Origin of the sequence: Pseudomonas sp. MWU12-2037 (assembly GCF_023242345.1) — a bacterium.
Lineage (GTDB): Bacteria > Pseudomonadota > Gammaproteobacteria > Pseudomonadales > Pseudomonadaceae > Aquipseudomonas > Aquipseudomonas gingeri_D.
The window spans coordinates 1-24,581 of the sequence record NZ_JALLIZ010000020.1; the positions used below are offsets into that span (position 1 = coordinate 1).

At 62.6% G+C, this 24,581-nt stretch carries 24 protein-coding genes; 15 read left to right on the forward strand and 9 right to left on the reverse strand.

Annotated features, from left to right (window positions below):
- Window positions 1–214: 214 nt before the first annotated feature.
- Window positions 215–1,135, reverse strand: coding sequence for a histone deacetylase (locus tag M5B42_RS26435; RefSeq protein ID WP_248747466.1), 921 nt, complete (start codon window positions 1,133–1,135; stop codon window positions 215–217).
- 93 nt (window positions 1,136–1,228) lie between these two features.
- Between M5B42_RS26435 and M5B42_RS26440 the strand changes: the two genes are divergently transcribed.
- The 3 genes from M5B42_RS26440 (at window position 1,229) to M5B42_RS26450 (ending at window position 3,405) form a co-directional block, all read left to right on the forward strand.
- Window positions 1,229–1,798, forward strand: coding sequence for a GNAT family N-acetyltransferase (locus M5B42_RS26440; protein ID WP_103495852.1), 570 nt, complete (start codon window positions 1,229–1,231; stop codon window positions 1,796–1,798).
- A 147-nt stretch (window positions 1,799–1,945) separates the two neighbouring features.
- Complete coding sequence (tesB, locus tag M5B42_RS26445) at window positions 1,946–2,815, forward strand: acyl-CoA thioesterase II (RefSeq protein WP_103495853.1); 870 nt, start codon at window positions 1,946–1,948, stop codon at window positions 2,813–2,815.
- Window positions 2,812–3,405, forward strand: a complete 594-nt coding sequence (locus tag M5B42_RS26450) for an HAD family hydrolase (RefSeq protein WP_248747467.1) — start codon at window positions 2,812–2,814, stop codon at window positions 3,403–3,405. Before tesB ends, M5B42_RS26450 begins: the two co-directional genes overlap by 4 nt.
- A 158-nt stretch (window positions 3,406–3,563) precedes the next feature.
- Here M5B42_RS26450 and M5B42_RS26455 read toward each other — a convergent pair whose 3' ends face one another.
- Both M5B42_RS26455 and M5B42_RS26460 read right to left on the reverse strand, forming a co-directional pair.
- Window positions 3,564–4,550, reverse strand: coding sequence for an alpha/beta hydrolase (locus M5B42_RS26455; protein ID WP_248747468.1), 987 nt, complete (start codon window positions 4,548–4,550; stop codon window positions 3,564–3,566).
- Complete coding sequence (locus tag M5B42_RS26460) at window positions 4,551–5,444, reverse strand: neutral zinc metallopeptidase (protein WP_248747469.1); 894 nt, start codon at window positions 5,442–5,444, stop codon at window positions 4,551–4,553. It abuts the gene before it with no gap.
- Between the two features lie 156 nt (window positions 5,445–5,600).
- Between M5B42_RS26460 and M5B42_RS26465 the strand changes: the two genes are divergently transcribed.
- From M5B42_RS26465 to M5B42_RS26475, 3 genes are all read left to right on the forward strand, one after another.
- A complete protein-coding gene (locus M5B42_RS26465) occupies window positions 5,601–6,332 on the forward strand; it encodes a GntR family transcriptional regulator (protein WP_103495857.1) in 732 nt (243 codons plus the stop codon).
- A 41-nt stretch (window positions 6,333–6,373) separates the two neighbouring features.
- Entirely contained in the window at window positions 6,374–7,657 is a 1,284-nt protein-coding gene (locus M5B42_RS26470) for an MFS transporter (RefSeq protein WP_177099298.1), read from the forward strand.
- Between the two features lie 158 nt (window positions 7,658–7,815).
- The gene (locus M5B42_RS26475; RefSeq protein ID WP_248747470.1) at window positions 7,816–8,655 is read left to right on the forward strand and encodes an amidohydrolase family protein; all 840 of its coding nucleotides are present in this window, start codon (window positions 7,816–7,818) and stop codon (window positions 8,653–8,655) included.
- Window positions 8,656–8,728: 73 nt separating this feature from the next.
- Here M5B42_RS26475 and trmA read toward each other — a convergent pair whose 3' ends face one another.
- Window positions 8,729–9,808 carry a tRNA (uridine(54)-C5)-methyltransferase TrmA gene (trmA, locus tag M5B42_RS26480; RefSeq protein ID WP_248747471.1) on the reverse strand — a complete coding sequence of 360 codons (1,080 nt, stop codon included), beginning with the start codon at window positions 9,806–9,808 and terminating at the stop codon, window positions 8,729–8,731.
- Entirely contained in the window at window positions 9,805–11,100 is a 1,296-nt protein-coding gene (locus M5B42_RS26485) for an NCS2 family permease (RefSeq protein ID WP_248747472.1), read from the reverse strand. Before M5B42_RS26485 ends, trmA begins: the two co-directional genes overlap by 4 nt.
- 249 nt (window positions 11,101–11,349) lie before the next feature.
- On the opposite strand from M5B42_RS26485, the gene M5B42_RS26490 reads away from it, so the two are divergent.
- Window positions 11,350–11,802 (forward strand): DUF4879 domain-containing protein, encoded by a 453-nt coding sequence (locus M5B42_RS26490; RefSeq protein WP_103495862.1) that lies wholly within the window; start codon window positions 11,350–11,352, stop codon window positions 11,800–11,802.
- On the opposite strand, the gene M5B42_RS26495 is transcribed toward M5B42_RS26490, so the two are convergent.
- Window positions 11,799–13,061, reverse strand: a complete 1,263-nt coding sequence (locus M5B42_RS26495) for an MFS transporter (protein WP_152741764.1) — start codon at window positions 13,059–13,061, stop codon at window positions 11,799–11,801. The genes M5B42_RS26490 and M5B42_RS26495 overlap by 4 nt on opposite strands.
- A 210-nt stretch (window positions 13,062–13,271) precedes the next feature.
- Between M5B42_RS26495 and M5B42_RS26500 the strand changes: the two genes are divergently transcribed.
- From M5B42_RS26500 to M5B42_RS26510, 3 genes are all read left to right on the forward strand, one after another.
- Window positions 13,272–14,705 carry a cytochrome ubiquinol oxidase subunit I gene (locus M5B42_RS26500; protein ID WP_247263170.1) on the forward strand — a complete coding sequence of 478 codons (1,434 nt, stop codon included), beginning with the start codon at window positions 13,272–13,274 and terminating at the stop codon, window positions 14,703–14,705.
- A gap of 3 nt (window positions 14,706–14,708) precedes the next feature.
- Window positions 14,709–15,716 carry a cytochrome d ubiquinol oxidase subunit II gene (gene cydB / locus M5B42_RS26505; protein ID WP_100941470.1) on the forward strand — a complete coding sequence of 336 codons (1,008 nt, stop codon included), beginning with the start codon at window positions 14,709–14,711 and terminating at the stop codon, window positions 15,714–15,716.
- 89 nt (window positions 15,717–15,805) lie between these two features.
- Window positions 15,806–15,973 (forward strand): DUF2474 domain-containing protein, encoded by a 168-nt coding sequence (locus M5B42_RS26510; RefSeq protein ID WP_103498104.1) that lies wholly within the window; start codon window positions 15,806–15,808, stop codon window positions 15,971–15,973.
- Between the two features lie 133 nt (window positions 15,974–16,106).
- On the opposite strand, the gene M5B42_RS26515 is transcribed toward M5B42_RS26510, so the two are convergent.
- Window positions 16,107–17,231 (reverse strand): methyltransferase, encoded by a 1,125-nt coding sequence (locus tag M5B42_RS26515; RefSeq protein ID WP_248747473.1) that lies wholly within the window; start codon window positions 17,229–17,231, stop codon window positions 16,107–16,109.
- 147 nt (window positions 17,232–17,378) lie between these two features.
- On the reverse strand, window positions 17,379–18,092 hold the full coding sequence (locus M5B42_RS26520; protein ID WP_103498102.1) for a LuxR family transcriptional regulator: 714 nt from the start codon (window positions 18,090–18,092) through the stop codon (window positions 17,379–17,381).
- A gap of 418 nt (window positions 18,093–18,510) precedes the next feature.
- On the opposite strand from M5B42_RS26520, the gene M5B42_RS26525 reads away from it, so the two are divergent.
- Complete coding sequence (locus M5B42_RS26525; RefSeq protein ID WP_152741768.1) at window positions 18,511–19,287, forward strand: ferredoxin--NADP reductase; 777 nt, start codon at window positions 18,511–18,513, stop codon at window positions 19,285–19,287.
- A 21-nt stretch (window positions 19,288–19,308) separates the two neighbouring features.
- Here the strand turns inward: M5B42_RS26525 and mscL are convergent, their stop codons facing one another.
- Window positions 19,309–19,722 carry a large-conductance mechanosensitive channel protein MscL gene (gene mscL, locus M5B42_RS26530; RefSeq protein ID WP_177099314.1) on the reverse strand — a complete coding sequence of 138 codons (414 nt, stop codon included), beginning with the start codon at window positions 19,720–19,722 and terminating at the stop codon, window positions 19,309–19,311.
- Window positions 19,723–20,007: 285 nt separating this feature from the next.
- Between mscL and katB the strand changes: the two genes are divergently transcribed.
- The 4 genes from katB (at window position 20,008) to M5B42_RS26550 (ending at window position 24,501) form a co-directional block, all read left to right on the forward strand.
- The gene (gene katB, locus M5B42_RS26535; protein ID WP_248747474.1) at window positions 20,008–21,549 is read left to right on the forward strand and encodes a catalase KatB; all 1,542 of its coding nucleotides are present in this window, start codon (window positions 20,008–20,010) and stop codon (window positions 21,547–21,549) included.
- 215 nt (window positions 21,550–21,764) lie between these two features.
- Window positions 21,765–22,316, forward strand: coding sequence for an ankyrin repeat domain-containing protein (locus tag M5B42_RS26540; protein WP_248747475.1), 552 nt, complete (start codon window positions 21,765–21,767; stop codon window positions 22,314–22,316).
- A gap of 45 nt (window positions 22,317–22,361) precedes the next feature.
- On the forward strand, window positions 22,362–23,729 hold the full coding sequence (gene radA, locus M5B42_RS26545) for a DNA repair protein RadA (RefSeq protein WP_100941462.1): 1,368 nt from the start codon (window positions 22,362–22,364) through the stop codon (window positions 23,727–23,729).
- 46 nt (window positions 23,730–23,775) lie between these two features.
- Complete coding sequence (locus M5B42_RS26550) at window positions 23,776–24,501, forward strand: hypothetical protein (RefSeq protein ID WP_177099318.1); 726 nt, start codon at window positions 23,776–23,778, stop codon at window positions 24,499–24,501.
- The last annotated feature ends 80 nt before the right edge of the window (window positions 24,502–24,581 follow it).

Genomic DNA, 24,581 nt, shown 5'->3' on the forward strand with positions numbered 1-24,581 from the left:
AGGCCCTTGAGCCTTGTGTTGTCTGTCCGGCCGCTATCGCCAGCAAGCTGGCTCCTACAGTAGATCGCATTCCTCTGTAGGGGGAGCGGTGGCTTCAGCGGCGCTGTACGAAAAACATACAGTCTCGCGCAGCCCTTTCCCCATAAGACCTGCAGCGCATTTCACTCAGGTTATCCACAGGCGGTTCCACAGCCATTGTGGGTAAGCCCAGGCTTCAGTGACAACCTGATGACGCCCAGACCTTCCGCGCGCTGTGGTGCAGGATCCCGTGGCGCCGGGCCAGGGCCTGGCGATCCTTGCTGTAGCCACCGCCGATCACCCCGACCACCGGGATATCCCGGCCCAGGCAATGGCGCAGGACACTTTCATCCCGGGCGGCCAGCCCTTCATCGGTGAGTTTCAGGTAACCCAGGGCATCGTCCTTGTGCACATCCACGCCGGCGTCATACAGCACCAGGTCCGGCTGGTAGAGCGGCAGCAGGTAGTTCAACGCGTCATCCACCACCTTGAGGTAGTCGCCGTCACCCATGCCCATCGGCAAGGGGATATCCCAATCGCTGTGGGCCTTGCGCGCCGGGAAGTTTTTCTCGCAGTGCAGGGACACCGTGATGGCGTCCGCGGTGTCTTCCAGAATGCGCGCGGTGCCGTCGCCCTGGTGCACGTCGCAGTCGAAGATCAGCACCCGGCCCACGCGGCCGCTTTCCAGCAGGTAGCGGCTGATGACTGCCAGGTCGTTGAAAATGCAGAAACCCGCCGGGTGATCGTAATGGGCATGGTGGGTGCCGCCCGCCAGGTGGCAGGCCAGGCCGTGCTCCAGCGCCTGTTCGGCGGCCAGCAGCGAGCCGCCCACCGCGCGCACGGTGCGCCGCGCCAGGGCCTCGTTCCAGGGCAGGCCAAGGCGGCGCTGGTCTTCGCGGGACAGTTCGCCGGCCATATAGCGCTCGATGTAGCCACGGTCGTGGGCCAGGGCGAGGATATCCACAGGGCAGATGGCCGGGCGCAGCAGATCGGCGTCCCGGGTCAGGCCGCTGTCCACCAGGTGGTCGCGCAGCAGGCGGAATTTGTCCATGGGAAAGCGATGGTCCGCGGGGAAGTCCGGGCTGTAATCATCGTGGTAGATCAAAGGCAACGGCATGGCGAATTCATGTAGGAAGGAGTGAAGGATCTTATCAGCGCGATACACTGACGAGCAGGGAGTCCGTGTTGAAAGAATCCGGAGAGAGAATTGATGGGGCCGATACTGGAACTTGAGAGTGCACGCTTGCTGTTGCGCCAGTGGCGCGACGAGGACTTGCCGGAGTTTGCCCGGATGTGTGCCGATCCTCAGGTGATGCGCTATTTTCCGACAGTCCTCAACCGTCTGGAAAGTGCCGCGCTGATCGGTCGGATTCGCGGGCACTTCGCCGAATACGGCTTTGGCCTCTGGGCGCTGGAACGCAAGGACACCGGGGCCTTTATCGGCCTGACCGGGCTGATGCAGGTGAACTTCGAGGCCACCTTCACCCCGGCGGTGGAGATCGCTTGGCGCCTGTCCAGCGAGCACTGGGGCCTGGGTTATGCCAGCGAGGCGGCCTGGACCGCCTTGCGCTGCGGTTTCGAGCGCCTGTCCCTGGACGAGGTCGTGGCCTTTACCAGCGAGAGCAATACGGCATCGCAGAAGGTCATGCAGGCCATCGGCATGCATTACGACCCGCAATCGGACTTCGAGCATCCGAAGCTGGCCGACGATCATCCGTTGCGCCGCCACGTGCTCTACCGCATCAACCACGCGCAATGGCTGCGCACCCTGCAAGGATAACCCCGGGGTTGGCCGATCCGCTGCACCGCCGGGAGCGACAAAGGCTGTATCATTCGAGGCCTGTGGCCAGCGTGCCGGCCACACAAGCACGGATGGCTTGATATCGTCGTTAAGTGAACAGTATTGCCCTGTGTGAGGAGCGTTTGAATGAGCCAAGTGCTGGAAGACCTGGTCGACTTGCTGACCCTGGAACCGATTGAAGAAAACCTGTTTCGCGGCCGCAGCCAGGACCTGGGCTTTCGCCAGTTGTTCGGTGGCCAGGTGCTGGGCCAGTCGTTGTCGGCGGCCAGCCAGACGGTCGAGCAAGCGCGGCATGTGCATTCGATGCACGGTTATTTCCTGCGCCCGGGCGATGCCGGCTTGCCGGTGGTCTACTCGGTCGACCGGGTGCGCGACGGCGGCAGCTTCAGCACGCGGCGCGTCACGGCGATCCAGAAGGGCCAGCCGATCTTCACCTGCAGCGCCTCGTTCCAGTACGACGAGGAAGGTTTCGAGCACCAGAGCAGCATGCCCCAGGTCGTCGGGCCGGAGAACCTGGCCACGGAGCTGGAGCTCACCCAGCAACGCGCGCACCTGATTCCCGAACATATGCGTGAAAAACTCCTGTGCCCCAAGCCCATCGAAGTGCGCCCGGTCACCGAGAAGGACCCTTACAACCCGCAGCCGTCGGACCCGGTGAAGTACGTCTGGTTCCGTGCCGATGGGGCATTGGCCGACTCGCCGGCACTGCATAAGTATCTGCTGGCCTACGCTTCGGACTTCGGTCTGCTGACCACGTCCTTGCTGCCCCATGGCAAGTCGGTGTGGCAGAAGGATATGCAGGTCGCCAGTCTTGATCATGCCTTGTGGTTCCATGCCGATCTGCGCGCTGACGACTGGTTGCTCTATGCCATGGACAGCCCGTGGGCCGGCAATTCCCGCGGATTTTCCAGAGGGAGCGTGTACAACCGCGCCGGTGTGCTGGTGGCATCGGTGACCCAGGAAGGCTTGATCCGTCATCGCAAGGATTGGGCATGAGTCTGTCCGAGGTACGTCATTGGGTGTTCGATATGGACGGCACCCTGACCGTGGCCGTGCACGATTTCGCTGCGATTCGTGTGGCCCTGTCAATTCCGCCGGAGCACGATATCCTCACGCATCTGGCGGCGTTGCCGGCGGATGAGGCCGCGGCCAAGCATGCCTGGTTGCTGGAGCATGAGCGGGATCTGGCGTTGGGTTCCAAGCCGGCGGTGGGGGCGGTGGAGCTGGTGCGTGAGTTGGCCGGGCGCGGTTATCGCCTGGGTATCCTGACGCGCAATGCCCGCGAGTTGGCCCATGTGACACTGGAGGCCATTGGTTTGGCGGACTGTTTTGCCGAGGCCGATGTGCTGGGTCGCGATGAAGCACCGCCCAAGCCGCATCCGGGCGGTTTGCTGAAATTGGCCGAAGCCTGGGAGGTGGCGCCGAGCGAGATGGTGATGGTCGGTGACTATCGTTTCGACCTGGATTGCGGGCGAGCGGCGGGGGCTCGGACCATATTGGTCAACCTGCCGGACAACCCATGGCCGGAGTTGACCGACTGGCATGCCGAGGATTGCGTGGCGCTTCGGCAGATGCTTTCGGCTTGAGGGCCTCTTCGCGGGCAAGCCCTGCTCCTACAGTTATTTGTCGTCCGCAAAATCTATGCACGACAGAAATTTGTAGGAGCAGGGCTTGTCGGGACGCCGCATCGCCGCGAAGACGTCAGTCCAGGCAACACATCCCTCGCTGCCTGTACCGTAAACCGCTAGCGCTGAAACAACGCCTTCTGCCCCTGCGGCGAAGTCAGCATCCCATCGCCGTTATGCCCAACCCCGGGCACCTCGACCAGCGTCTGCGTAAACCCTTGCGGATGACGCTGTTGCAGGTAGGCGAAATAGTTATGCCCACGAATCAACCGATACGCCCCCTGGGCCTCCGCGCCACAGCTCTTGTCCAGGGCCGGATGGTTCGGGTCGGTGTCCTGTTGCCCCAGCAGGTAGGTGATATCGCGCTGCACATAACCCTGCTCCAACTGCGCCGGTGATTGCCCCTTGGCGTAGTCCGGCAGGTTCTGCAGGCCATACTTCCAGTCGTTGAACCCCGGGCAACTCGCCGGGCTGAACCCCACCACTGGCCGCTGGGCGTTGAAATAGGCATAGGACGACGGGTTGGCGACCACATAGCGCAGCTTGACGCCGCTCCCCGCCAATTGCGCATCGCCATGCCCTACCAGCGCATAGCGTTGCACCACCTGGCCACCCCCGGAGTGCCCGGCGACGACCACTTCGCGCAGGGCCGGAAACTTCTTCCTGTTGCCCAGGCGCTGGAGCACTTCGTCCAGGGCCGCATAGGAGCTTATCGCCGAAGGCCCGGTCGATTCCGAACCGGCCATCCAGTCATCGCCGTGCCAGCGCAGCAGGTTGCCCGGCAGGTGATTGCCCCGCGCATCGCTTTCATTGAGGAACTGCGGGGCGATGATCAGGGTATTGCGGTCCTGGCCCGCCTGGGCCGCGGCGGTCTCCGCGCTCTGCAGATAGGTCATGGCGTTACGCAGCCGACCGTGGACGATGATCAGCACCCGTTCCACATCCGGCATCGGCCCCTGCCAATCGCGATTGAGCCCGACGCTCAATTCACCGGCCGACAACTTCAAGTGATTGGGGCTGACTTCGAGCCCGTGTTCCTTGGCCTGGGCCTGGGCGCCGATCACGCACATGCCCAACAACAATGACCCACACAGTATTTTTTTCATTTACAGACTCTTGGCGGCGAAGGTATCGCATTGGTTGAGTTGCCCTTGGGCGAAGCCGGTCTTGAACCAGCGCACCCGTTGCGCAGAGGTGCCGTGGGTGAAGGAGTCCGGCACCACGCGCCCCTGACCCTGCTGCTGGAGACGATCATCACCGATTGCGTTGGCGGCATTCAAGGCTTCTTCGATATCGCCGGGTTCCAGCCATTTCAGACGTTGCTGCGCGTGGTTGGCCCAGACCCCGGCCAGGCAATCGGCTTGCAGTTCCTGGCGGACCAGCAAGCCGTCGGCGCCTTCCATCTTTTGCCCTTGCTGGCGGGCCGCCTGCATCCTGGCGGACACGCCGAGCAGGTTTTGCACGTGATGGCCGACTTCGTGGGCGATCACATAGGCCTGGGCAAAATCCCCGGCAGCCTTGAAGCGCTGGGACATCTCGCGGAAAAAATCCAGGTCCAGGTAGACCTGTTGATCCGCCGGGCAATAGAACGGTCCTGTGGCGGAGGAGGCCAGGCCGCAGGCGGAGGCGACCCGTCCGTGGAACAGCACCAGTGTCGGGTCTTTGTATTGACGACCGGCCTGCTGGAAGATCTGGCCCCAGGTGTCTTCGGTGTCCCCGAGAATGGCCCGGACGAAGTCCGCCTGCTCATCGTTGGCCGGCGGTGCCTGGCGGGTTGGCTGAGTGGCGGGGGCTAAAGGTTGCTGGCTGAGGTGGTTGCTGAGTTCTCCGAGAATCTGCATGGGGTCCTGGCCCGTGAGCAGACCGATGCCGACGATCAACACGACGGCGCCCAGGCTCAAGCCTTTGCCACCGCCGAAACGCAGACCGCCACTCCCGGCATTGCTGTCATCGCGAGCATCCACCACGTTGTCGCTGCGCCGTCCTTTTCTCCAGAGCATGTGGGAATCCTCTTGTTGCTGTCGCAATGAGTGTTGCTGCTGGGGCGGGTGAGCGCCAGTCCGGTCGTCAGGCCGTTTCGGCCCGCCACTTGACGCTTTTTCATCCAGGGAGAATACTCGGTAAAAATTCATATAGATGACTGGATAACTACAAGAATGAATGCCCTTTCCAGCGACGAACGCCTGCCCCTTTATCAACGTCTGCGTGACGAACTGGCCCGGCAAATAGCCAACAACCGCTGGCGCCCGGGTGAGGCGATTCCCACCGAAACGGTGCTGGCCGGCGAGTACCAGCTGTCCATCGGTACCGTGCGCAAGGCCATCGACAAGCTGGTGGAGGAGGGCATTCTCGAACGCCATCAAGGCCGCGGCACCTTTATCCGTCGCCCGCAGTTCCAGTCTTCGCTGTTCCGCTTCTTCCGCTTCCAGACCCTGGCCGGTGAACGCCAGGTCCCCGAAAGCCGAATCCTCAATATCGATTCCCTGCCCGCGCCCTCGGCGGTCAGCCAGGCCCTGGGGCTGCCGCCCGAGGCCGAGGTGATCCGTATGGTCCGTCTGCGACTGCTGGAAGGCGCGCCGGTGCTGGCCGAGGAAATCTGGCTGCCCAAGGGGCCGTTCCAGGCGCTGCTGAGCGCCGACCTGGACCAGCAGGGGCCGCTGCTCTATCCGATCTATGAGGAACTCTGCGGCCAGGTCGTCGCCTGTGCCGAGGAAACCCTTACCGCCGAAGCCGTGGGCGAGGTCCATGCGCGGTTGTTGCAGATCGAGGCCAACAGCCCGGTGGTGGTGATCGAGCGACTGGCCCGCGACTACGCCGGCCAGCCGCTGGAGTGGCGGCGCTCCCGTGGCCAGGCCAGCCACTTCCGCTACAGCGTCGAGATTCGCTGAGCCCTGGTCCGCTCCCCGTTCACCTATAAGGATAAGAAATCATGTTCAGTTGGTATCGCGATATCACCTCGAGGGAGCGCAAGACATTCTGGGCCTGCTTTGGCGGCTGGTCCCTGGACGCACTGGAAGTGCAAATGTTCGGCCTGGCGATCCCGGCGCTGATCGCCGCCTTCGCCCTGAGCAAGGGCGACGCCGGGTTGGTCAGCGGCGTGACCCTGATCAGTTCGGCCATCGGTGGCTGGCTCGGCGGCACGCTGTCCGACCGCTATGGCCGGGTCCGAACGCTGCAATGGATGATCCTCTGGTTCTCGTTGTTCACCTTTCTTTCGGCCTTTGTCACCAGTTTCAACCAGTTGCTGATCGTCAAGGCGCTGCAAGGCTTTGGCATCGGCGGCGAATGGGCGGCGGGCGCGGTGCTGATGGCCGAGACCATCCAGGCCCGGTTCCGCGGCAAGGTCATGGGCGCGGTACAGAGCGCCTGGGCGATCGGCTGGGGCGCGGCGGTCGGGGTGTTTACGCTGATCTATACCTTCGTGCCCGAGGCCATGGCCTGGCGCGTGATGTTCCTGGTGGGCCTGTTGCCGGCGCTGCTGGTGATTTATGTGCGGCGCAGCGTGGTCGAACCCGACAGCGCGCAACGCCAGGCCAAGGCCCAGAGCCGTGGTTTGTTGGCTTCGATGGCGGCGATCTTCCGTCCCGAGTTGCTGCGGGTGACGCTGCTCGGCGGCATCCTCGGTCTGGGGGCGCACGGTGGTTATCACGCGGTGATGACCTGGCTGCCGACCTTCCTCAAGACCGAACGCAACCTTTCGGTGTTGAGTTCTGGCGGCTACCTGGCGGTGATCATCGTGGCGTTCTGGTTCGGCTGTGTGGTCAGCGGTCTGTTGCTGGACCGTATCGGCCGGCGCAAGAACATCATCCTCTTCGCCTTCTGTTGCGTGATCACGGTGCAGTGCTATCTGTTCCTGCCGTTGAGCAATACCCAGATGCTGTTCCTCGGCTTCCCCCTGGGCTTTTTCGCCGCCGGGATCCCGGCCAGCCTGGGGTCGTTCTTCAATGAGCTGTACCCGGCGGATGTGCGCGGTGCGGGGGTGGGTTTTTGCTACAACTTCGGTCGTGTGCTGTCGGCGGTGTTTCCGTTCATGGTCGGGCATATGAGCGAGTCGATGTCCCTGGGTTCGGCCATCGGTATCGACGCGGGAATCGCCTACGGCGTGGCGGTGCTGGCCGCGTTGGCGTTGCCGGAAACCAAGGGCCGCAATCTGCAGGAGACTGTGCCGGAAGTCGCGTCGGCCAAGGGCGCAGATGCCCGCCAATTATCCTGAGAGCACCACGTAACTTGTAGGAGCAGGGCTTGCCCGCGAAGGCGTCCTGACAGGCAACGCCAGGCTCAAGGGCCTCATCGCCACAAGACCTGCGTTCAGACGTGATTCAACTTTATATCGCGCCGCCCTGTGCGGTGCTTCAGCCATAGATGAGTTCCATGCCCGAGACTTGCCCACTGCCGATTCGCGGCATCGATGCCCATGCCCATGTTTTCCAGCGCGGCCTGGGGCTTGCCAGCAGGCGCCGTTATACGCCGGGCTACGACGCTACGCTGGAGACTTACCTGCAACACTTGCAGAACAACTGCTTGAGCCATGGCGTGTTGGTGCAGCCGAGCTTTCTCGGCACCGATAACAGCTATCTGTTGGCGGCCTTGCAGCAGGCGCCCGAACAGCTGCGCGGGGTGGTGGTGGTCGAACGCGATATTGGTTTCAGCGAGCTGTCACGGATGGCCGAGCTCGGCGTCAAGGGGGTGCGTTTGAATCTGATGGGGCAGCCGCTACCGGACTTTGCCGAAGCGCCGTGGCAGGTGTTTTTCGGCCATTTGCGCCGCCTCGACTGGCATGTCGAAGTGCACCGTCAACTGGAGGATCTGCCGGCTTTGGTCGAGCCGTTGCTGGCGCTGGGTTGCAAGGTGGTGGTGGATCATTTCGGCCGTCCCGATGCACGGCTAGGGGCAGGGCAACCGGCTTTTGCCCGTCTGCTTGAACTGGGTGAAAGCCAGCGCTTGTGGATCAAGGTTTCGGGTATTTACCGGCTGGGCGGGACGCCGATGGAAAACCTGCATTTCGCCGAGAAGGCCTTGTCGTTGATGCTGCAAACCCTGGGGCCGGACCGTTTGTTGTGGGGCAGCGATTGGCCGCATACGCAGCATGAGCAGGAGGTAGGTTTCAGCTCGGAGCTTGATCGTCTGCGCCGTCTGGCCTGCGCCGCGCCGTTACGTCAGCATCTGCTGTGCAATACGGCGGCGGAGTTGTTCGGCTTCGTGAAGGACTGAACACGACGATATCTTTGCGTTGGAACCCGAACTGTAGGAGCCAGCAAGCCGGCTCCTACAGGTGATGTGACGGTCAGCGACGAGTCAGCAACACCCCGGATTCCATATGATGGGTCCAGGGGAATTGATCGAACAGCGCGCAGCGTTCGATGCGGTGGGTATCGTGCAGCTGCGCGATATTCGCTGCCAGGGTTTCCGGGTTGCAGGAGATGTACAGGATATTGTCGAAGCGCCGGGTCAGCTCGCAGGTGTCCGGGTCCATGCCGGCACGCGGTGGGTCGACGAATACGCTGCCGAACTCATAGCTTTTCAGGTCGATGCCGTGCAGGCGCCGGAACGGGCGAACCTCGCTCAGTGCTTCGGTCAACTCCTCGGCGGACAGGCGCACCAGGGTGACGCTGTCCACGCCGTTTTCGTCGAGGTTGCTCAAGGCCGCATTCACCGAGGTCTTGCTGATCTCGGTGGCCAGTACCTTGCGCACCCGGGTCGCCAGCGGCAGGGTGAAGTTGCCGTTGCCGCAATACAACTCCAGCAGATCGTCGGAACGCTCGCCCAGGGCTTCATAGGCCCAGTTGAGCATCTTCTGGTTCACCGTGCCGTTGGGCTGGGTAAAGGCACCCTCCGGTTGCCGGTAGCTGAAGGTGCGCCCGGCAATCTCGAATTTCTCCACCACGTAGTCGTGGCCGATCACCACGCGCTTGCCCTTGGAACGGCCGATGATGCTGACCCCAAGGTCGGCGGCCAGCTGCTCGGCGGCGGTCTGCCAGTGCTCGTCCAGCGGACGGTGATAGCACAGGGTGATCATCGCATCGCCCGCCAGGGTGGTCAGGAACTCCACCTGGAACAGCTTGTGGCTCAGGGGCGCGCTGGCTTGCCAGGCGGCCTTGAGCTTGGGCATCAGTTCATTGATGCGCAGGCTGGCGATGGGGAATTCCTCGATCAGGATCGGCGTGCGCTTGTCGTCCTGGGAAAACATCGCGTAGTGGCGTTCGCCCGCTTCGCGCCAGAGGCGGAACTCCGCCCGCAGGCGAAAGTGCTGCAAGGGCGAGTCGAACACCCGCGGCTCGGGGGCGTCGAACGGCGCCAGCAGGTCGCGCAAGCGCGCGACCTTGTCTTCGAGCTGAGCGGTGTAGGTGTTGGAGTCAAAAGTCATGCGTTGAACCAGCCCAGCTTGATCACGAACAGTATCGACAGAATCACCAGCGCCGGGTTCAGTTCGCGGGCGCGACCGGACAGCAGCTTGATCGCGGTCCAGGCAATGAAGCCGAACGCGATGCCATTGGCGATGGAATAGGTGAACGGCATGGCCAGGGCGGTGACCACCACGGGGGCGGCTTCGGTGATGTCCTCCCAGTTGATTTCCGCCAGGCTCGAAGTCATCAGCACGGCGACGAACAGCAGCGCCGGTGCGGTGGCGAACGCCGGGACGCTGCCGGCCAGCGGGGCGAAGAACAACGCCAGGAGGAACAGCACGGCCACCACCACGGCGGTCAGGCCGGTACGGCCGCCGGCACTGACGCCCGCCGCCGATTCAATGTAGCTGGTGGTGGTCGAGGTGCCCAGCAGCGAGCCGGCCATGGCGGCGGTGCTGTCGGCGATCAGCGCGCGACCCATTTTCGGCATGTGGCCGTCCTTGCCCATCAACCCGGCGCGCTTGGCGACGCCGATCAGGGTGCCGGAGTTGTCGAACAGGTCGACGAACAGGAAGGCGAAGATCACGCTGACCAGGCCGATGTTCAGGGCGCCCTTGATGTCCAGCTGCAGGAAGGTCGGGGCCAGCGATGGCGGTGCCGAGACGATCCCGCCGAACGGGCTGAAGCCCATCAGGATCGAGACGATGGTCACGCCGAGGATGCCGATCAGCACCGCGCCACGGACTTTCAGGGCGTCCAGGGCGACGATGGCGGCGAAGCCCAGGGTCGCGAGGATCGGTGCCGGCTGCTTGAGGTCACCGAGGCCGACCATGGTCGCCGGGTTGCTCACCACGATGCCGGCGTTGTGCAGGGCGATCAGCGCCAGGAACAGGCCGATACCGGCGGCAATCGCCGAACGCAGCGGCAGCGGGATGCTGTTGATGATCCATTCGCGGATGCGGAAGATCGACAGCACGAAGAAGCACACCGCCGAGATGAAGACCGCTCCCAGCGCGACTTGCCAGGTATGGCCCATGTGCAGGACCACGGTGTAGGTGAAGAAGGCGTTCAGGCCCATGCCCGGTGCGAGGGCGATCGGGTAGTTGGCGATCAGGCCCATGACCGTCGAGCCGAAGGCCGCGGCCAGACAGGTGGCGACAAACACCGCGCCCTTGTCCATGCCCGTTTCGCCGAGGATGCTCGGGTTGACGAACAGAATGTAGGCCATGGCCAGGAAGGTGGTGACGCCCGCGAGTATCTCGGTGCGTACATTGGTGTTGTGTGCCTTGAGTTGAAACAGCCTTTCCAGCATCTCTGCTCCCCCGTGGCGCACTCGGCGCCGTGAATGAATCGATCCCCAAACAGCCAAGCACAGACTCTAGCGGCCTGATGAGCTTCTGTCTGTGGAAAAAAGCCGCGCATCATACCAGTGGTTTGTGCCGGTTGGCTGCGCGTTGCAAGCAAGATGCCAGGACATGGGCAAAAAATTTGCCCTGGTGCGGGGCATCGGTGTCGTCGCCGAGTCCATCAGGCATACTGCTGGCTCCTTTCGGAGGGATTTATGAGCAGTCGAGTGAAGAGTCTGGTCCTGGGTATGGGCCTGGTGATGGCCAGTACAGTGCTGACGGCGTCTGCCGCGCCGGCCCAGGCGCTGATCGGCGTCGGCCTCTATACGGTGGTGTCCAAGGGCTGTGTCGAGGACGTATCCGACGGTCGCACGCAAACCCAATGCGCCCATCGCGGGCCGATCACCGTGACAGTGGTGGAGTCGGGTTATGGGCACGGCCTGCTGGCCTTTCTCAACGGTGTCCCCCTGACATACGCCACGCGCAGTTCACTCTGTGAATTCCAACGGCCATTCGCACCTTGTACCAGTGGCAAGGTGGTGGGTTACAAATTCACCTATGTGTTTGAGCTGGACAGCCAGCAGGTCGGCACTTTCGTCGTCGCCGATCGTTCGCTGACGGCGCCGGTGCGGACCCTGGGTGCGGAAATTCAAATCGCCGCCTACTAAGCGACTTTCGCAGGCTCAGCCGCTTGTGCCGGTTGACCCGGGGCTTCGTGCATACGGTCGCGTCGGGCCAGGGTCGGAAACAGTTTCATCCAGCTCCCGGTGATCACCAGGGTGCCGATGCCGCCCATCACCACGGCGGGCACGGTGCCGAACCAGTTGGCCGTCAATCCTGACTCGAATTCGCCGAGCTGGTTGGAGGCGCCGATAAACAACCCGTTCACGGCGCTGACCCGACCGCGCATCTCGTCCGGGGTTTCCAGTTGCACGAAGGACGCACGGATCACCATGCTGATCATGTCCGCCGCGCCCAGCACCACCAGCACCGCCAGGGAGAACCAGAACGAGGTCGACAGGCCGAAGGCGATAGTCGCCACGCCGAACACGCCGACGGCGGTGAACATGATCCGCCCGACCTTGCGCTCCACCGGGAAGCGCGCCAGCCACAGCGACATCAGCAGGGCGCCCACCGCCGGGGCCGAGCGCAACAGGCCCAGGCCCCAGGCGCCGGTCAGCAGGATGTCCTTGGCGAATACCGGCAGCAGGGCCGTGGCACCGCCCAGCAGCACGGCGAACAGGTCCAGGGAAATCGCCCCGAGGATGTCCGGGCGACTGCGGATAAACCGAATCCCCGCCAACAGCGAATGCAGGGTGGCCTTGCCCTTGTTCAGGGCGGTCTGCCGCGCCGGCAGGTTGAGCATCAGCAGGCAGGCGATCGCATACAGGGCCACAGTGGGCCCATAGACCCAGACACTGCCCAGGGCATAGAGCAAACCACCGAGGGCCGGGGCGACGATGGTCGCCAGTTGCTGGGCCGACTGCGCGGCGGCCACGGCGCGCGGGAACAGCGCCGCCGGGACGATGGACGGCAACAGCGCCTGGGTGGTGGGCATTTCGAAAGAGCGCGCCGCCCCCAGCAGGAACGCCAGGATAAAGATCATTTCCCGGGTCACGTGGTGGGTCGCGCTGCCGACGGCCAGGCTCAGGGCGATCAGCGCCTGCAACGACTGGCACAGCGCCGAGACGTAGCGCCGGTCGTAGCGGTCGGCGACATGGCCGGTGTGCAGCATGAACAGCAGCCGCGGGGCAAACTGCACCAGACCAGCCAGGCCCAGGTCCAGCACATTGCCGGTCAGTTGGTAGAGGTTCCAGCCGATGGCCACGGTGAGCATCTGGAAGCCGCTGGCGGTAAAGATCCGCGCCAGCCAGAAAGCCAGGAACGGACGGTGGTGGCGCAACAGCAACGGCGTGGTGTCGGGCATCGGGGGCTCGGTCGGGGCGTGGGGAAAGCAGAGGTTATCATTTGGGTGTAACAAGAAGTTGCCAGATTGCACGGGTTTTTTGCGGATCAGAAGGGCATCTGAGCTGAGACAACCTGTCACGCGGCAAAAGACCACGCAGGCAGCTCGTCGGAATGGGACTACTCTTTCAACGTTGATTGATCCGGATCAATACCTGACAGAGGAAGCATTATGTTCGGTTTGGAGGCGCTCGATCTCGCCCGAATCCAATTCGCGTTTACCATCTCCTTCCATATCCTGTTCCCGGCGATCACCATCGGCCTGGCGAGTTACCTGGCGGTACTCGAAGGCTTGTGGCTGAAGACGCACAACGATACCTACCGCGATCTGTACCATTTCTGGTCGAAGATCTTTGCCGTCAACTTCGGCATGGGCGTGGTCTCCGGGTTGGTCATGGCCTATCAGTTCGGGACCAACTGGAGTCGCTTCTCCGACTTCGCCGGTGCGGTCACCGGGCCGTTGCTGACCTATGAAGTGCTCACGGCGTTCTTCCTCGAAGCCGGTTTCCTCGGCGTGATGCTGTTCGGTTGGAACCGCGTCGGACGGGGCCTGCATTTCTTCTCCACGGTAATGGTGGCCATCGGTACGCTGGTCTCGACCTTCTGGATTCTCTCGTCCAACAGCTGGATGCAGACGCCCCAGGGCTACGAAATCATCGACGGCCGGGTGATCCCGGTGGACTGGTTTGCGGTGGTGTTCAACCCATCCTTCCCTTATCGGCTGATGCACATGGCCACGGCGGCCTTTGTCGCGACAGCGTTTTTCGTCGGCTCGTCGGCGGCCTGGCACCTGTTGCGCGGACGCGATAATCCGGCGATCCGCACCATGCTCTCGATGGCCATGTGGATGGCACTGATCGTCGCGCCGATCCAGGCGGTGATCGGTGACTTCCACGGCCTCAACACCCTCAAGCACCAGCCGGCGAAGATTGCCGCCATCGAAGGCCACTGGGAAAACGTCGGCAACGAACCGACCCCGCTGATCCTCTTCGGCCTGCCGGACATGAAAGCCGAGAAGACCCGCTTCGCCGTGGAGATTCCCTACCTGGGCAGCCTGATCCTGACCCACAGCCTGGACAAACAGGTGCCGGCCCTCAAGGAGTTCCCGCCGCAAGACCGGCCGAATTCGACCATTGTGTTCTGGTCGTTCCGGGTCATGGTCGGCCTGGGTTTCCTGATGATCTTCACCGGGCTCTGGAGCCTGTGGCTGCGCAAGCGTGATCGCCTCTACAGCAACCGTACCTTCTTGTACCTGGCGCTGTGGATGGGACCTTCGGGCCTGATCGCGATCCTGGCCGGCTGGTTCACCACGGAGATCGGTCGTCAGCCCTGGGTGGTCTACGGCCTGATGCGCACGGCGGATGCTTCGTCCGGGCACACCTTGGTGCAAATGAGCATCACCCTGGCGCTGTTCGTCGTGGTCTATTTCTCGCTGTTCGGTGCCGGCCTGGGCTACATGATGCGCCTGGTGCGCAAAGGGCCGAAAACCAACGAAGGGGCCGAGTCGAGCCACGGTGGTCCCGGCCAGCAACGTACGCCGGCCCGTCCGCTCTCCGCCGCCGATGATGGCGCCGAAGATGCTCACCACCTGAACAAGGGGAACTGAGTCATGGGTATTGATCTTCCGCTGATCTGGGCCGTGATCATCATCTTCGGCATCATGATGTACGTGGTCATGGATGGGTTCGACCTGGGGATCGGCATTCTCTTCCCCTTCATCAAGGACGACCGTGACCGCGATGTGATGATGAACACCGTCGCGCCGGTCTGGGACGGCAACGAAACCTGGCTGGTGCTCGGTGGCGCGGCCTTGTTCGGCGCGTTTCCGCTGGCCTATTCGGTGGTGCTGTCGGCGCTCTACCTGCCATTGATCCTGATGCTGATCGGGCTGATCTTTCGTGGCGTGGCCTTTGAGTTCCGCTTCAAGGCCAAGGAGCACAAGCGGCATATCTGGGACAAGGCGTTTATCGGTGGTTCACTGACCGCGACCTTTTTCCAGGGCGTGGCGCTGGGGGCTTTCATCGATGGTATTCCGGTGGTCAATCGCCAGTTCGCCGGCGGCTCTCTGGATTGGTTGACGCCCTTCACGCTGTTCTGTGGCGTGGCGCTGGTGGTGGCCTATGCCTTGCTCGGCTGCACCTGGCTGATCATGAAGACCGAGGGCAAGTTGCAGGAGCAGATGCATGACCTGGCGCGGCCCCTGGCCTATGTGGTGTTGGCGGTGATCGGGGTGGTCAGTCTCTGGACGCCCCTGGCCCATGCCGAGATCGCCGCGCGCTGGTTTACCTTGCCGAACCTGTTCTGGTTCCTGCCGGTGCCGATCCTGGTGCTGGTGACGCTGTACGGCTTGCTCCGGGCGGTGGCACGTAACGCCCACTACACGCCGTTCCTGCTGACCCTGGCGCTGATTTTCCTGGGGTATAGCGGCTTGGGCATCAGCCTGTGGCCGAATATCGTGCCGCCGTCGATCTCGATCTGGGACGCCGCCGCGCCGCCGCAAAGCCAGGGCTTCATGCTGGTGGGGACGCTGTTCATCATCCCGTTCATCCTGGGCTACACCTTCTGGAGCTACTACGTGTTCCGCGGCAAGGTGACCCACGAGGATGGTTATCACTAGGGGAGTGTGCCCGCTCCGTGCAGGAGTGGGCTCGTTCGCGATGGCGTCCTGTGGAACGTCAGCGGATTTGAGAGACGAGGATTGGGTTTATGACAGGCAAACCTTCTTTGCATGAGATCGAGGCGGCGGAAAAGAAACCGCTCTGGCAACGTATTGGCTGGCTGGTGATTATCTGGACGGGGAGCGTGCTGGCATTGTTCGTGGTCGCGAGCCTGATGCGGCTGTTCATGAATGCGGCGGGGTTGACCACGCACTAGCCGATCTTTGTGGTGGTATTGAGGGCCCTTTCGCGGGCAAGCCCTGCTCCTACAGTACGGTGCCGAACACAGACTCTGCGTACGACATCAAACTGTAGGAGCAGGGCTTGCCCGCGAAGCTTTTGACGTTCGGTTACTTGCGCGCCTTGAGAATCACGAACTTGGGTGTCGCCGCCACTTGTTCGACGCCCCGGAACAATCGCGCCAGCTTGCTGTGATAACCCAGGTGGCGGTTGCCGACGATATACAGCGCACCGCCCACCACCAGGGCTTCACGGGCCTGCTGGAACATTCGCCAGGCGAGGAAGTCACCGACCACCTGCTGCTGGTGGAAGGGCGGGTTGCACAACACCACGTCCAGCGATTGCGGCGCTTGTCCCGCCAGGCCGTCGCCAGCCCGTATCACTGCCTCGCGCTCGCCCAACGTTGCCCGCCAGTTTTCCCGCGCCGACTGCACGGCCATGAACGACTCATCCACCAGGGTGTACTGGGCCTGGGGGTTTTGCAGGGCGCTGGCGATCGCCAATACCCCGTTGCCGCAGCCCAGGTCCGCGACCTGCGCGCTACCCAGGTTGCCCGGCAGATGGGGCAGGAAGGCCCGGGTGCCGATGTCCAGGCCTTCGCGGCAGAACACATTGGCGTGGTTGAGCAGCTCGATGGCCGGTTCGTCGAGCCGGTAGCGCGTCGGGTAGGGCGATACGGCCGGCTCCCGGGCCTCGGGCGTGGCGATCAGCAAGCGGGCCTTCTTCACCGCCAGGGACGCCTGCACCGGGCCGATATAACGCTCCAGCAGATCGCCGGCGGCCCTGGGCAGGTGCTTGATCATGGCGCCGGCGATCACCTGGGCGCCCGGGGCCAGCTGGCCTTGCAGGCGAATCAGCTGTTCTTCCAGCAGCGCGAGGGTCTTCGGCACCCGGACCAACACCCGGTCGAAGGGCCCGGCCCAGGTCTCGCTGGCGGGGATATGCGGCACCGCGTCGAAGGCCTGGCCGTTACGCACCAGGTTCTTTTCCAGCGCCAGGGCACCGAGGAACGAGTCGCCGCTGCTGGTCACCCGCACCTGTCCGGCCAGGCTGCTGGCCAGGGCGCCGAAGCTGTCGTTGAGCACCAGCACCCGGGTCTCGGCCGACACGCCCTGCTCGGCCAGATGCGCGAGCAGGTACTCATCCGCGGCATCGAAGGCTTGCAGGGGCTCGTTCTGTTGTTCGGGCTGGCGGATCAGGTCGAGTCGGGCAAACGGGCTTTCTAGCAGGGGCATGGAGGGCTCTGGAGCGTCGATGTTGCCTCGTCACAGGTCAGGACAGGACAAGCGGGAAGAGAAGTTCGAAGGATTTTACGTGGGTTTGGCGCGGATTGCCTGTTTCTTCTGAGGGCAGGTCCTTCTGCCAGGTCGCTCCGTGCTCGTTCAGAAAAGCAGCCCTGATTTGGCGGCACACAAGACGGCGGAAGCTTTGTTGTTGACCCCGAACTTCCTCATGATCGTGCTCATGTGAAAACCCACGGTGCGCGTGGTCAGGTGGAGAATGTCGGCAATCTCGGAGGCGGTCTTGCCTTCCGCGGTCCACTTCATGATCTCGGCTTCGCGCGGCGACAACGGGTAGCTGTTGTCCGACCGTGGGGTCGGCAGCAGCTTGTCTGCCAGCGCTGAATGCAGCCAGTTGCACAGCCAGAGCACTTGCCCTGCCTTGCTGTAGAACTCATCGGTGGTAATCGGGACCGAATTGCGCGCCAGACTCAAGGTACTGACGATGCCGCGAACGTCATGGACGGACTGTGAGCATCCTTGTCTCAACCCATGCTCTTGCATGTCTCTCCAGAGTGTTGGGGTGGATTGAAAGACCTCCGGGGACCAGAGGATCGGGAACACCGAACGATGACAGTGGAAAACCAACGGATCGATCGTTTGGTAGTTGTTGCGCTGATAGCATCTGTTCCATTCACTTGGGTAGTTGTTGAAGCTTGTGCTGTTTGTTTGATGGCTTCCGAGTAAGGTGGTCATTCTGAATGATACGTAGGTGAAACCTATTTGCATGGCCAGATTGAAAACTGCGTTGAAGATTGCTTGTTCTTCTTTTTCACTCATGAGCTGATGCAGTTGATTGTCCTGCCAGTTCTCCATTGAGGTGCCCTTCCGTGATTGCGTGTAACGGTCGAAGGTGACGGGAATAGTGTAGGAAAGATCCGTATTGCGGGCCGATGTTTTTTGCTCTCCGATGATATTTTTATCGACTTTAAAAAAAAGCAGTTATCGCGCGTCGTGCGGTAATTGAGGGCGGTTTGCTATCATTTTGGATTGTACCCTTGCGGAGGGTGTGGGTGTAAGTAGGGCCTTTGCGGACTCTGCAAGAGCTTCTATTTGTGAGTGTTTACTAAATGCTGGTCGAAATGTTTTACATAAGCTGTTGTTTTCAGTTGTATGTGTATTTTTGTAATTAATGTGTATAAGTTTTCCGGAAATCCTATACCAACACAAAGTACCGGTGTTTCTCCCATGGACTTTGCGCGACACTGACCTTCACTGCCTTACGGAGAACGTCATGACTGCCAGCGCCGAGAAGTTCACCCGCCAGGTGCTGCACGATGTCCAGCCCTTGACCCCCAGTCTGTTCACCTTGCGCGCCAGCCGTGATGCCGGCTTTCGTTTTCGAGCCGGCCAGTTCGCCCGCCTTGGGGTGAGCAAGGCCGACGGTAGTGTCGTGTGGCGGGCTTATTCGATGGTGTCCTCACCCCATGACGAGTTCCTCGAATTCTTTTCCATCGTCGTGCCCGGGGGCGAATTCACCAGCGAGCTGAGTCGTCTGCGCGAGGGCGACACCTTGCTGGTGGACAAACAGGCATTTGGCTACCTGACCCTGGACCGTTTCGTCGACGGGCGCGACCTCTGGTTGCTGGCCACCGGCACCGGTATCGCGCCGTTCCTGTCGATCCTGCAGGATTTCGAGGTCTGGGAGCGCTTCGAGCGGATCATCCTGGTCTACAGTGCCCGCGAGGCGGCGGAGCTGGCCTATGGGGAACTGATCGCTGGTCTGGCCGGGCGCGATTACCTGGCCGAGCACGGCCACAAATTGCAGTTCATTGCCACGGTGACCCGCGAGCAGTGTCCGGGTCTGTTGAACGGACGCATCACTCACTTGATCGAGAGCGGCGAGCTTGAACGGGTGGCGGGGGTGGCGCTGTCACCCGAGCATTCCCGGGTGATGCTGTGCGGCAATCCACAGATGATCGATGACACCCGGGCGCTGCTCAAGCAACGGGGCTTGCAGCTCAGTCTGAGCCGGCGCCCCGGGCAGGTGGCGGTGGAGAACTATTGGTAGGGCGACACTGCGTTGTGGCAGTCAGGGCTTGTTGGCCTGGGCCTTGAGCAGGTCGCGGATCTCGCCCAGCAGTTCCTCTTCCTTGGTCGGGATCGGCGGCACGGTCGGGGCTACCGCCTCTTCGCGCTTGAGCCGGTTGATGGCCTTGACCCCCATGAAAATGGCGAAGGCGACGATGATGAAGTCGATGCAGCTCTGAATGAATTTGCCATAGGCCAGGACCACGGCTGGCACATTGCCGTCGGCGGCTTTCAAGGTAATGGCCAGGGCACTGAAGTCGACCCCGCCGATGAGCAGCCCGATCGGAGGCATCACCACGTCGCCGACAAACGACGAAACGATCTTGCCGAAGGCCGCGCCGATGATGATACCAACGGCCATGTCGACCACATTGCCCTTGACCGCGAAGGCCTTGAACTCACTGAGCACGCTCATAGGTTATTCCTTGTTACAGATGAGTGGAGTGATCGCAGTGTAATGGAGCCGCGCGGATCTTGCAGGATGTGCGGAGCCGGCTGCGCTTGCTCTAATCGACCGGTTGCCCGGGGAAAAGTTTGCAAAGTGCCAGCAATCGCGCGAAATACGCGCCTTGGCGACGGATGGCCCGTCTATTTTTTCAATCGACCTCTTCAGGCTTTTCTATTTAGAGAACCGGGCTTCAGTCACTAGCCTCTGGTCAGCGCATTGGAATGCGCTCTACAAAAACCAGAGGAGTCCGACATGAACATCATTCCTGCCCTTGGAAGCGTTTCTTCAAGGCGCGTGCTGTGCGTCTTGAGCGCCAGCCTACTATCCCTGTCCGTCCACGCCGCGACCCTGACCCGTGATAACGGTGCCGCGGTCGGCGATAACCAGAACTCGCAGACCGCCGGCGCCGCCGGGCCGGTGCTGCTGCAGGACGTGCAACTGATCCAGAAACTCCAGCGCTTCGACCGTGAGCGTATTCCGGAGCGTGTGGTGCATGCGCGCGGCACCGGTGCCCATGGCACCTTTACCGTCACCGATGACCTGAGCGACCTGAGCAAGGCCAAGGTCTTTGCCGCCGGCAGTGCCACGCCGGTATTCGTGCGTTTCTCCGCAGTGGTGCACGGTAATCATTCGCCGGAAACCCTGCGCGACCCGCGCGGCTTTGCCACCAAGTTCTATACCAGCGAAGGCAACTGGGACCTAGTGGGCAACAACTTCCCGACCTTCTTCATTCGCGATGCCATCAAGTTCCCGGACATGGTGCATGCCTTCAAGCCCGATCCGCGGACCAATCTCGATGACGACTCGCGGCGCTTCGACTTTTTCTCCCATGTCCCTGAAGCCACTCGCACGCTGACCGAGCTGTACTCGGACTCCGGCACGCCGGCCAGTTACCGGGAGATGGATGGCAACGGTGTGCACGCCTACAAGTTGATCAATGCCAAGGGCGACGTGCATTACGTCAAGTTCCATTGGAAGAGTCTGCAAGGGATTCGAAACCTGGATCCAAAATCGGTGGTCGAAGTGCAGGGCAAGGATTACAGCCATATGACCCACGATCTGGTGGCGCATATCAACAAGGGCGAGTTTCCTAAGTGGGATCTTTATGTCCAGGTCCTGAAGCCAGAGGACCTGGGCAAGTTCGACTTCGATCCGCTGGACGCCACCAAGATCTGGCCGGGGGTGCCTGAGCGCAGGGTCGGGCAGATGGTGCTGGATCGTAACCCGGCGAATGTCTTCCAGGAAACCGAGCAGGTGGCCATGGCCCCGGCCAACCTGGTGCCGGGTATCGAGCCGTCCGAGGACCGGCTGTTGCAGGGCCGGGTCTTTTCCTATGCCGATACCCAGATGTATCGCCTGGGGCCGAACGCGCTGCAGTTGCCGATCAACGCGCCGAAAGTCGCGGTCAACAACGGCAATCAGGATGGGGCGATGAACAGCGGCCACAGCAGCACCGGGGTGAATTACCAGCCCAGCCGCCTGTTGCCTCGCGAGGAGCCGCAGGCGGCCCGCTACAGCCAGTTGGCCCTGGCCGGCAGCACCCAGCAGGCGAAGATCCAGCGCGAGCAGAACTTCAAGCAGGCCGGTGACCTGTACCGTTCCTACAGCAAGAAGGAAAAGCAGGACCTGATCGAGAGCTTCGGCGGTTCCCTGGCGGACACCGACGATGAGAGCAAGCACATCATGCTGTCGTTTCTCTACAAGGCCGACCCGGAGTATGGCGCGGGGGTGACCAAGGTGGCCAAGGGTGACCTGGCACGGGTCAAGGCGTTGGCGGCGAAGCTGGCGGATTGAGGTCTGTCACTCAAGCCTGACCCGATCCTGAAAACACCACAAATCCTGTAGGAGCCGGCTTGCTGGCGATAGCGGCCGATCAGGCGATGCAAGTCTCAAGGGCCTCATCGCCAGCAAGCCGGCTCCCACAGGTCGGTGTATCACCGCAAAGTCCCGTGTTGCCAGGATCCCTGGAGCCGTCATTGCGGCGGCGCGCCCGTCGTAGGAGCATCACTATGCGTATTTATGCTTTCCTGCTTTTACTGACCTGTGCCTTCGCGGCTTCAGCCCAGGAATCCACTGTTCCCACTGACCCTGCGGCCCTCCAGGCGCAGCTCAAGGATTACTATTTCGATGCCGCCCGCCGTGGCGACGTCGAGATGCTCAACACCTTTATCGACGCCGGTTACAGCCTCGATACCCAGGACGACCAGGGCTACACCGCGCTGATCCTGGCGGCCTATCATGGCCAGGGCCCGGCGGTCGAACGCCTGCTGGCCGCCGGAGCCAATGCCTGCACCCAGGACAAACGCGGCAACACCGCGTTGATGGGCGCGATCTTCAAGGGCGAGGTGAGCATCGCCCGGCGCCTGCTCGCCACCGACTGCAACCCGGACCAACGCAACGGCGCCGGCCAGACGGCGGCCATGTACGCCGGGTTGTTCAAACGTACCGGGTTGCTCGACGCCCTGGCGGCCAAAGGTGCCAACCTCGACGCCGAAGATCCCCTGGGCAATAGCGCGGCGCGTCTGGCGGACGGCGAAATCCGCACACCGGCGCCGCGCTGATCGCCGCCAGCTGAGCTATCATCGCGGTTTTGCGTGGGGGTTCAGATGGCCAAGGCCAAGCGCATGTACGGCTGCACCGAGTGCGGCGCGACCTTTCCCAAGTGGGCCGGCCAGTGCGGTGAATGCGGGGCCTGGAACACCCTGACCGAGACGATGGTGGAAAGCGGTGGTGCCGCGCCGCCCAGCGGTCGCACCGGCTGGGCCGGGCAACAGGCGCAGATCAAGACCCTGGCCGAAGTCAGCGTCGAGGAAATCCCGCGTTTTTCCACGGCGTCCGGGGAACTCGACCGAGTGCTCGGCGGCGGCCTGGTGGACGGCTCGGTGGTGCTGATCGGTGGCGACCCGGGCATCGGCAAGTCGACCATTCTGCTGCAGACCCTGTGTAATCTCGCCACGCGCATGCCGGCGCTGTATGTCACCGGCGAAGAGTCGCAACAACAGGTCGCCATGCGCGCCCGGCGCCTGGGCCTGCCCCAGGACCAACTGCGGGTGATGACCGAGACCTGCATCGAAACCATCATTGCCACCGCCCGGGTGGAAAAACCCAAGGTCATGGTGATCGACTCGATCCAGACCATTTTCACCGAGCAACTGCAATCGGCGCCGGGCGGCGTGTCCCAGGTCCGCGAGAGCGCGGCGCTGCTGGTGCGTTATGCGAAGCAGAGCGGCACGGCGATTTTCCTGGTCGGTCACGTGACCAAGGAAGGCGCCCTGGCCGGGCCGCGGGTGCTCGAGCACATGGTCGACACCGTGTTGTATTTCGAAGGCGAGTCCGATGGCCGTCTGCGCCTGTTGCGCGCGGTGAAGAACCGTTTCGGGGCGGTCAATGAACTGGGCGTGTTCGGCATGACCGACCGTGGCCTGAAGGAAGTCTCCAACCCCTCGGCGATTTTCCTGACACGGGCCCAGGAAGAAGTGCCGGGCAGTGTGGTCATGGCCACCTGGGAAGGCACCCGACCGATGCTGGTGGAGGTGCAGGCCCTGGTGGACGACAGTCACCTGGCCAACCCGCGCCGGGTCACCCTCGGGTTGGACCCGAATCGCCTGGCGATGCTGCTGGCGGTCCTGCACCGCCATGGCGGGATTCCGACCCACGACCAGGATGTGTTCCTCAACGTCGTCGGCGGGGTCAAGGTCCTGGAGACCGCCTCGGACCTGGCGCTGCTGGCGGCGATCATGTCCAGCCTGCGCAACCGGCCATTGCCCCACGACCTGCTGGTGTTCGGCGAGGTAGGCTTGTCCGGCGAAGTGCGGCCGGTGCCCAGCGGCCAGGAGCGTCTTAAAGAGGCGGCCAAGCATGGTTTCAAGCGGGCCATCGTGCCCAAGGGCAATGCGCCGAAAGAAGCGCCGCCGGGGCTGGTGATCATCGCGGTGACGCGGTTGGAGCAGGCTTTGGATGCGTTGTTTGAATAATGATCGCTTCATCTATCAATCGACCTATTGGGAAGGGAGTCAAAGGATGAAAGGTTTCAACTCGGCCGTGCTGGGGTTGGGATTGGCCGTGTGGTGCGGCTTGGCAGGGGCGACAGAGGTGCCCGCCGGTTATCGCGTGGCCCAGCAACTGCCGATCGATAACGGGCAGGTGTTGGAGATACTGGAGGACGTGCGGATGACTCCTGACCTGCATCGCGCCCTGTGGGGCAACGGTACGGAACCGGAAAGTATTGATGACCAGGTGCTCGCCGCGGATGTCGAGAACAAGCCGTTCGTCGACGCCCAGGTGCGCTTGCTGGCGGCCTCCGGTGAGGCGCTGGAAAACAAAAGCCTGGGTTATCCGCTGGCCACGGTTGAGAAAGCCCCCCTGGTGGGTCTGCCGGCCCCGGCCTATTTCCTGACCATCGATGAAACGGCACCGATGGGCACCTACAGCGGTCCGGCCACCCAGGTACTGATGCCGTCGACGGGCAAGCTCAACGCCACGGTCTATCGGACGGCGGAGGGCAAGAGCGAGGCGCTGTTCCTGGCCCAGACCGGCAAGGCGGCCTGGCAGGTCGGCGCGCCGACGGCGGACGGCGTGGCACAGATCCAGCAGGTGTCCTCGTCGCCGGCGAGCGAGGATGAAGAGTTCGTCACCACCTACCGGACTTATCGGTTCAAGAACGGCGCCTGGCAATTGTCGTCGCGACAAGAGGCGGGGTATTGGGACACCGAGAGCGATTTTCCGCAGCGCTCGGCGTTTCCCTGATGGTGCCGGTGCGGGTTTGCCAGTGATTGCGAGGGTGTACTCACCGCCGCATCGCCGGCAAGCCGGCTCCCACAATTTTT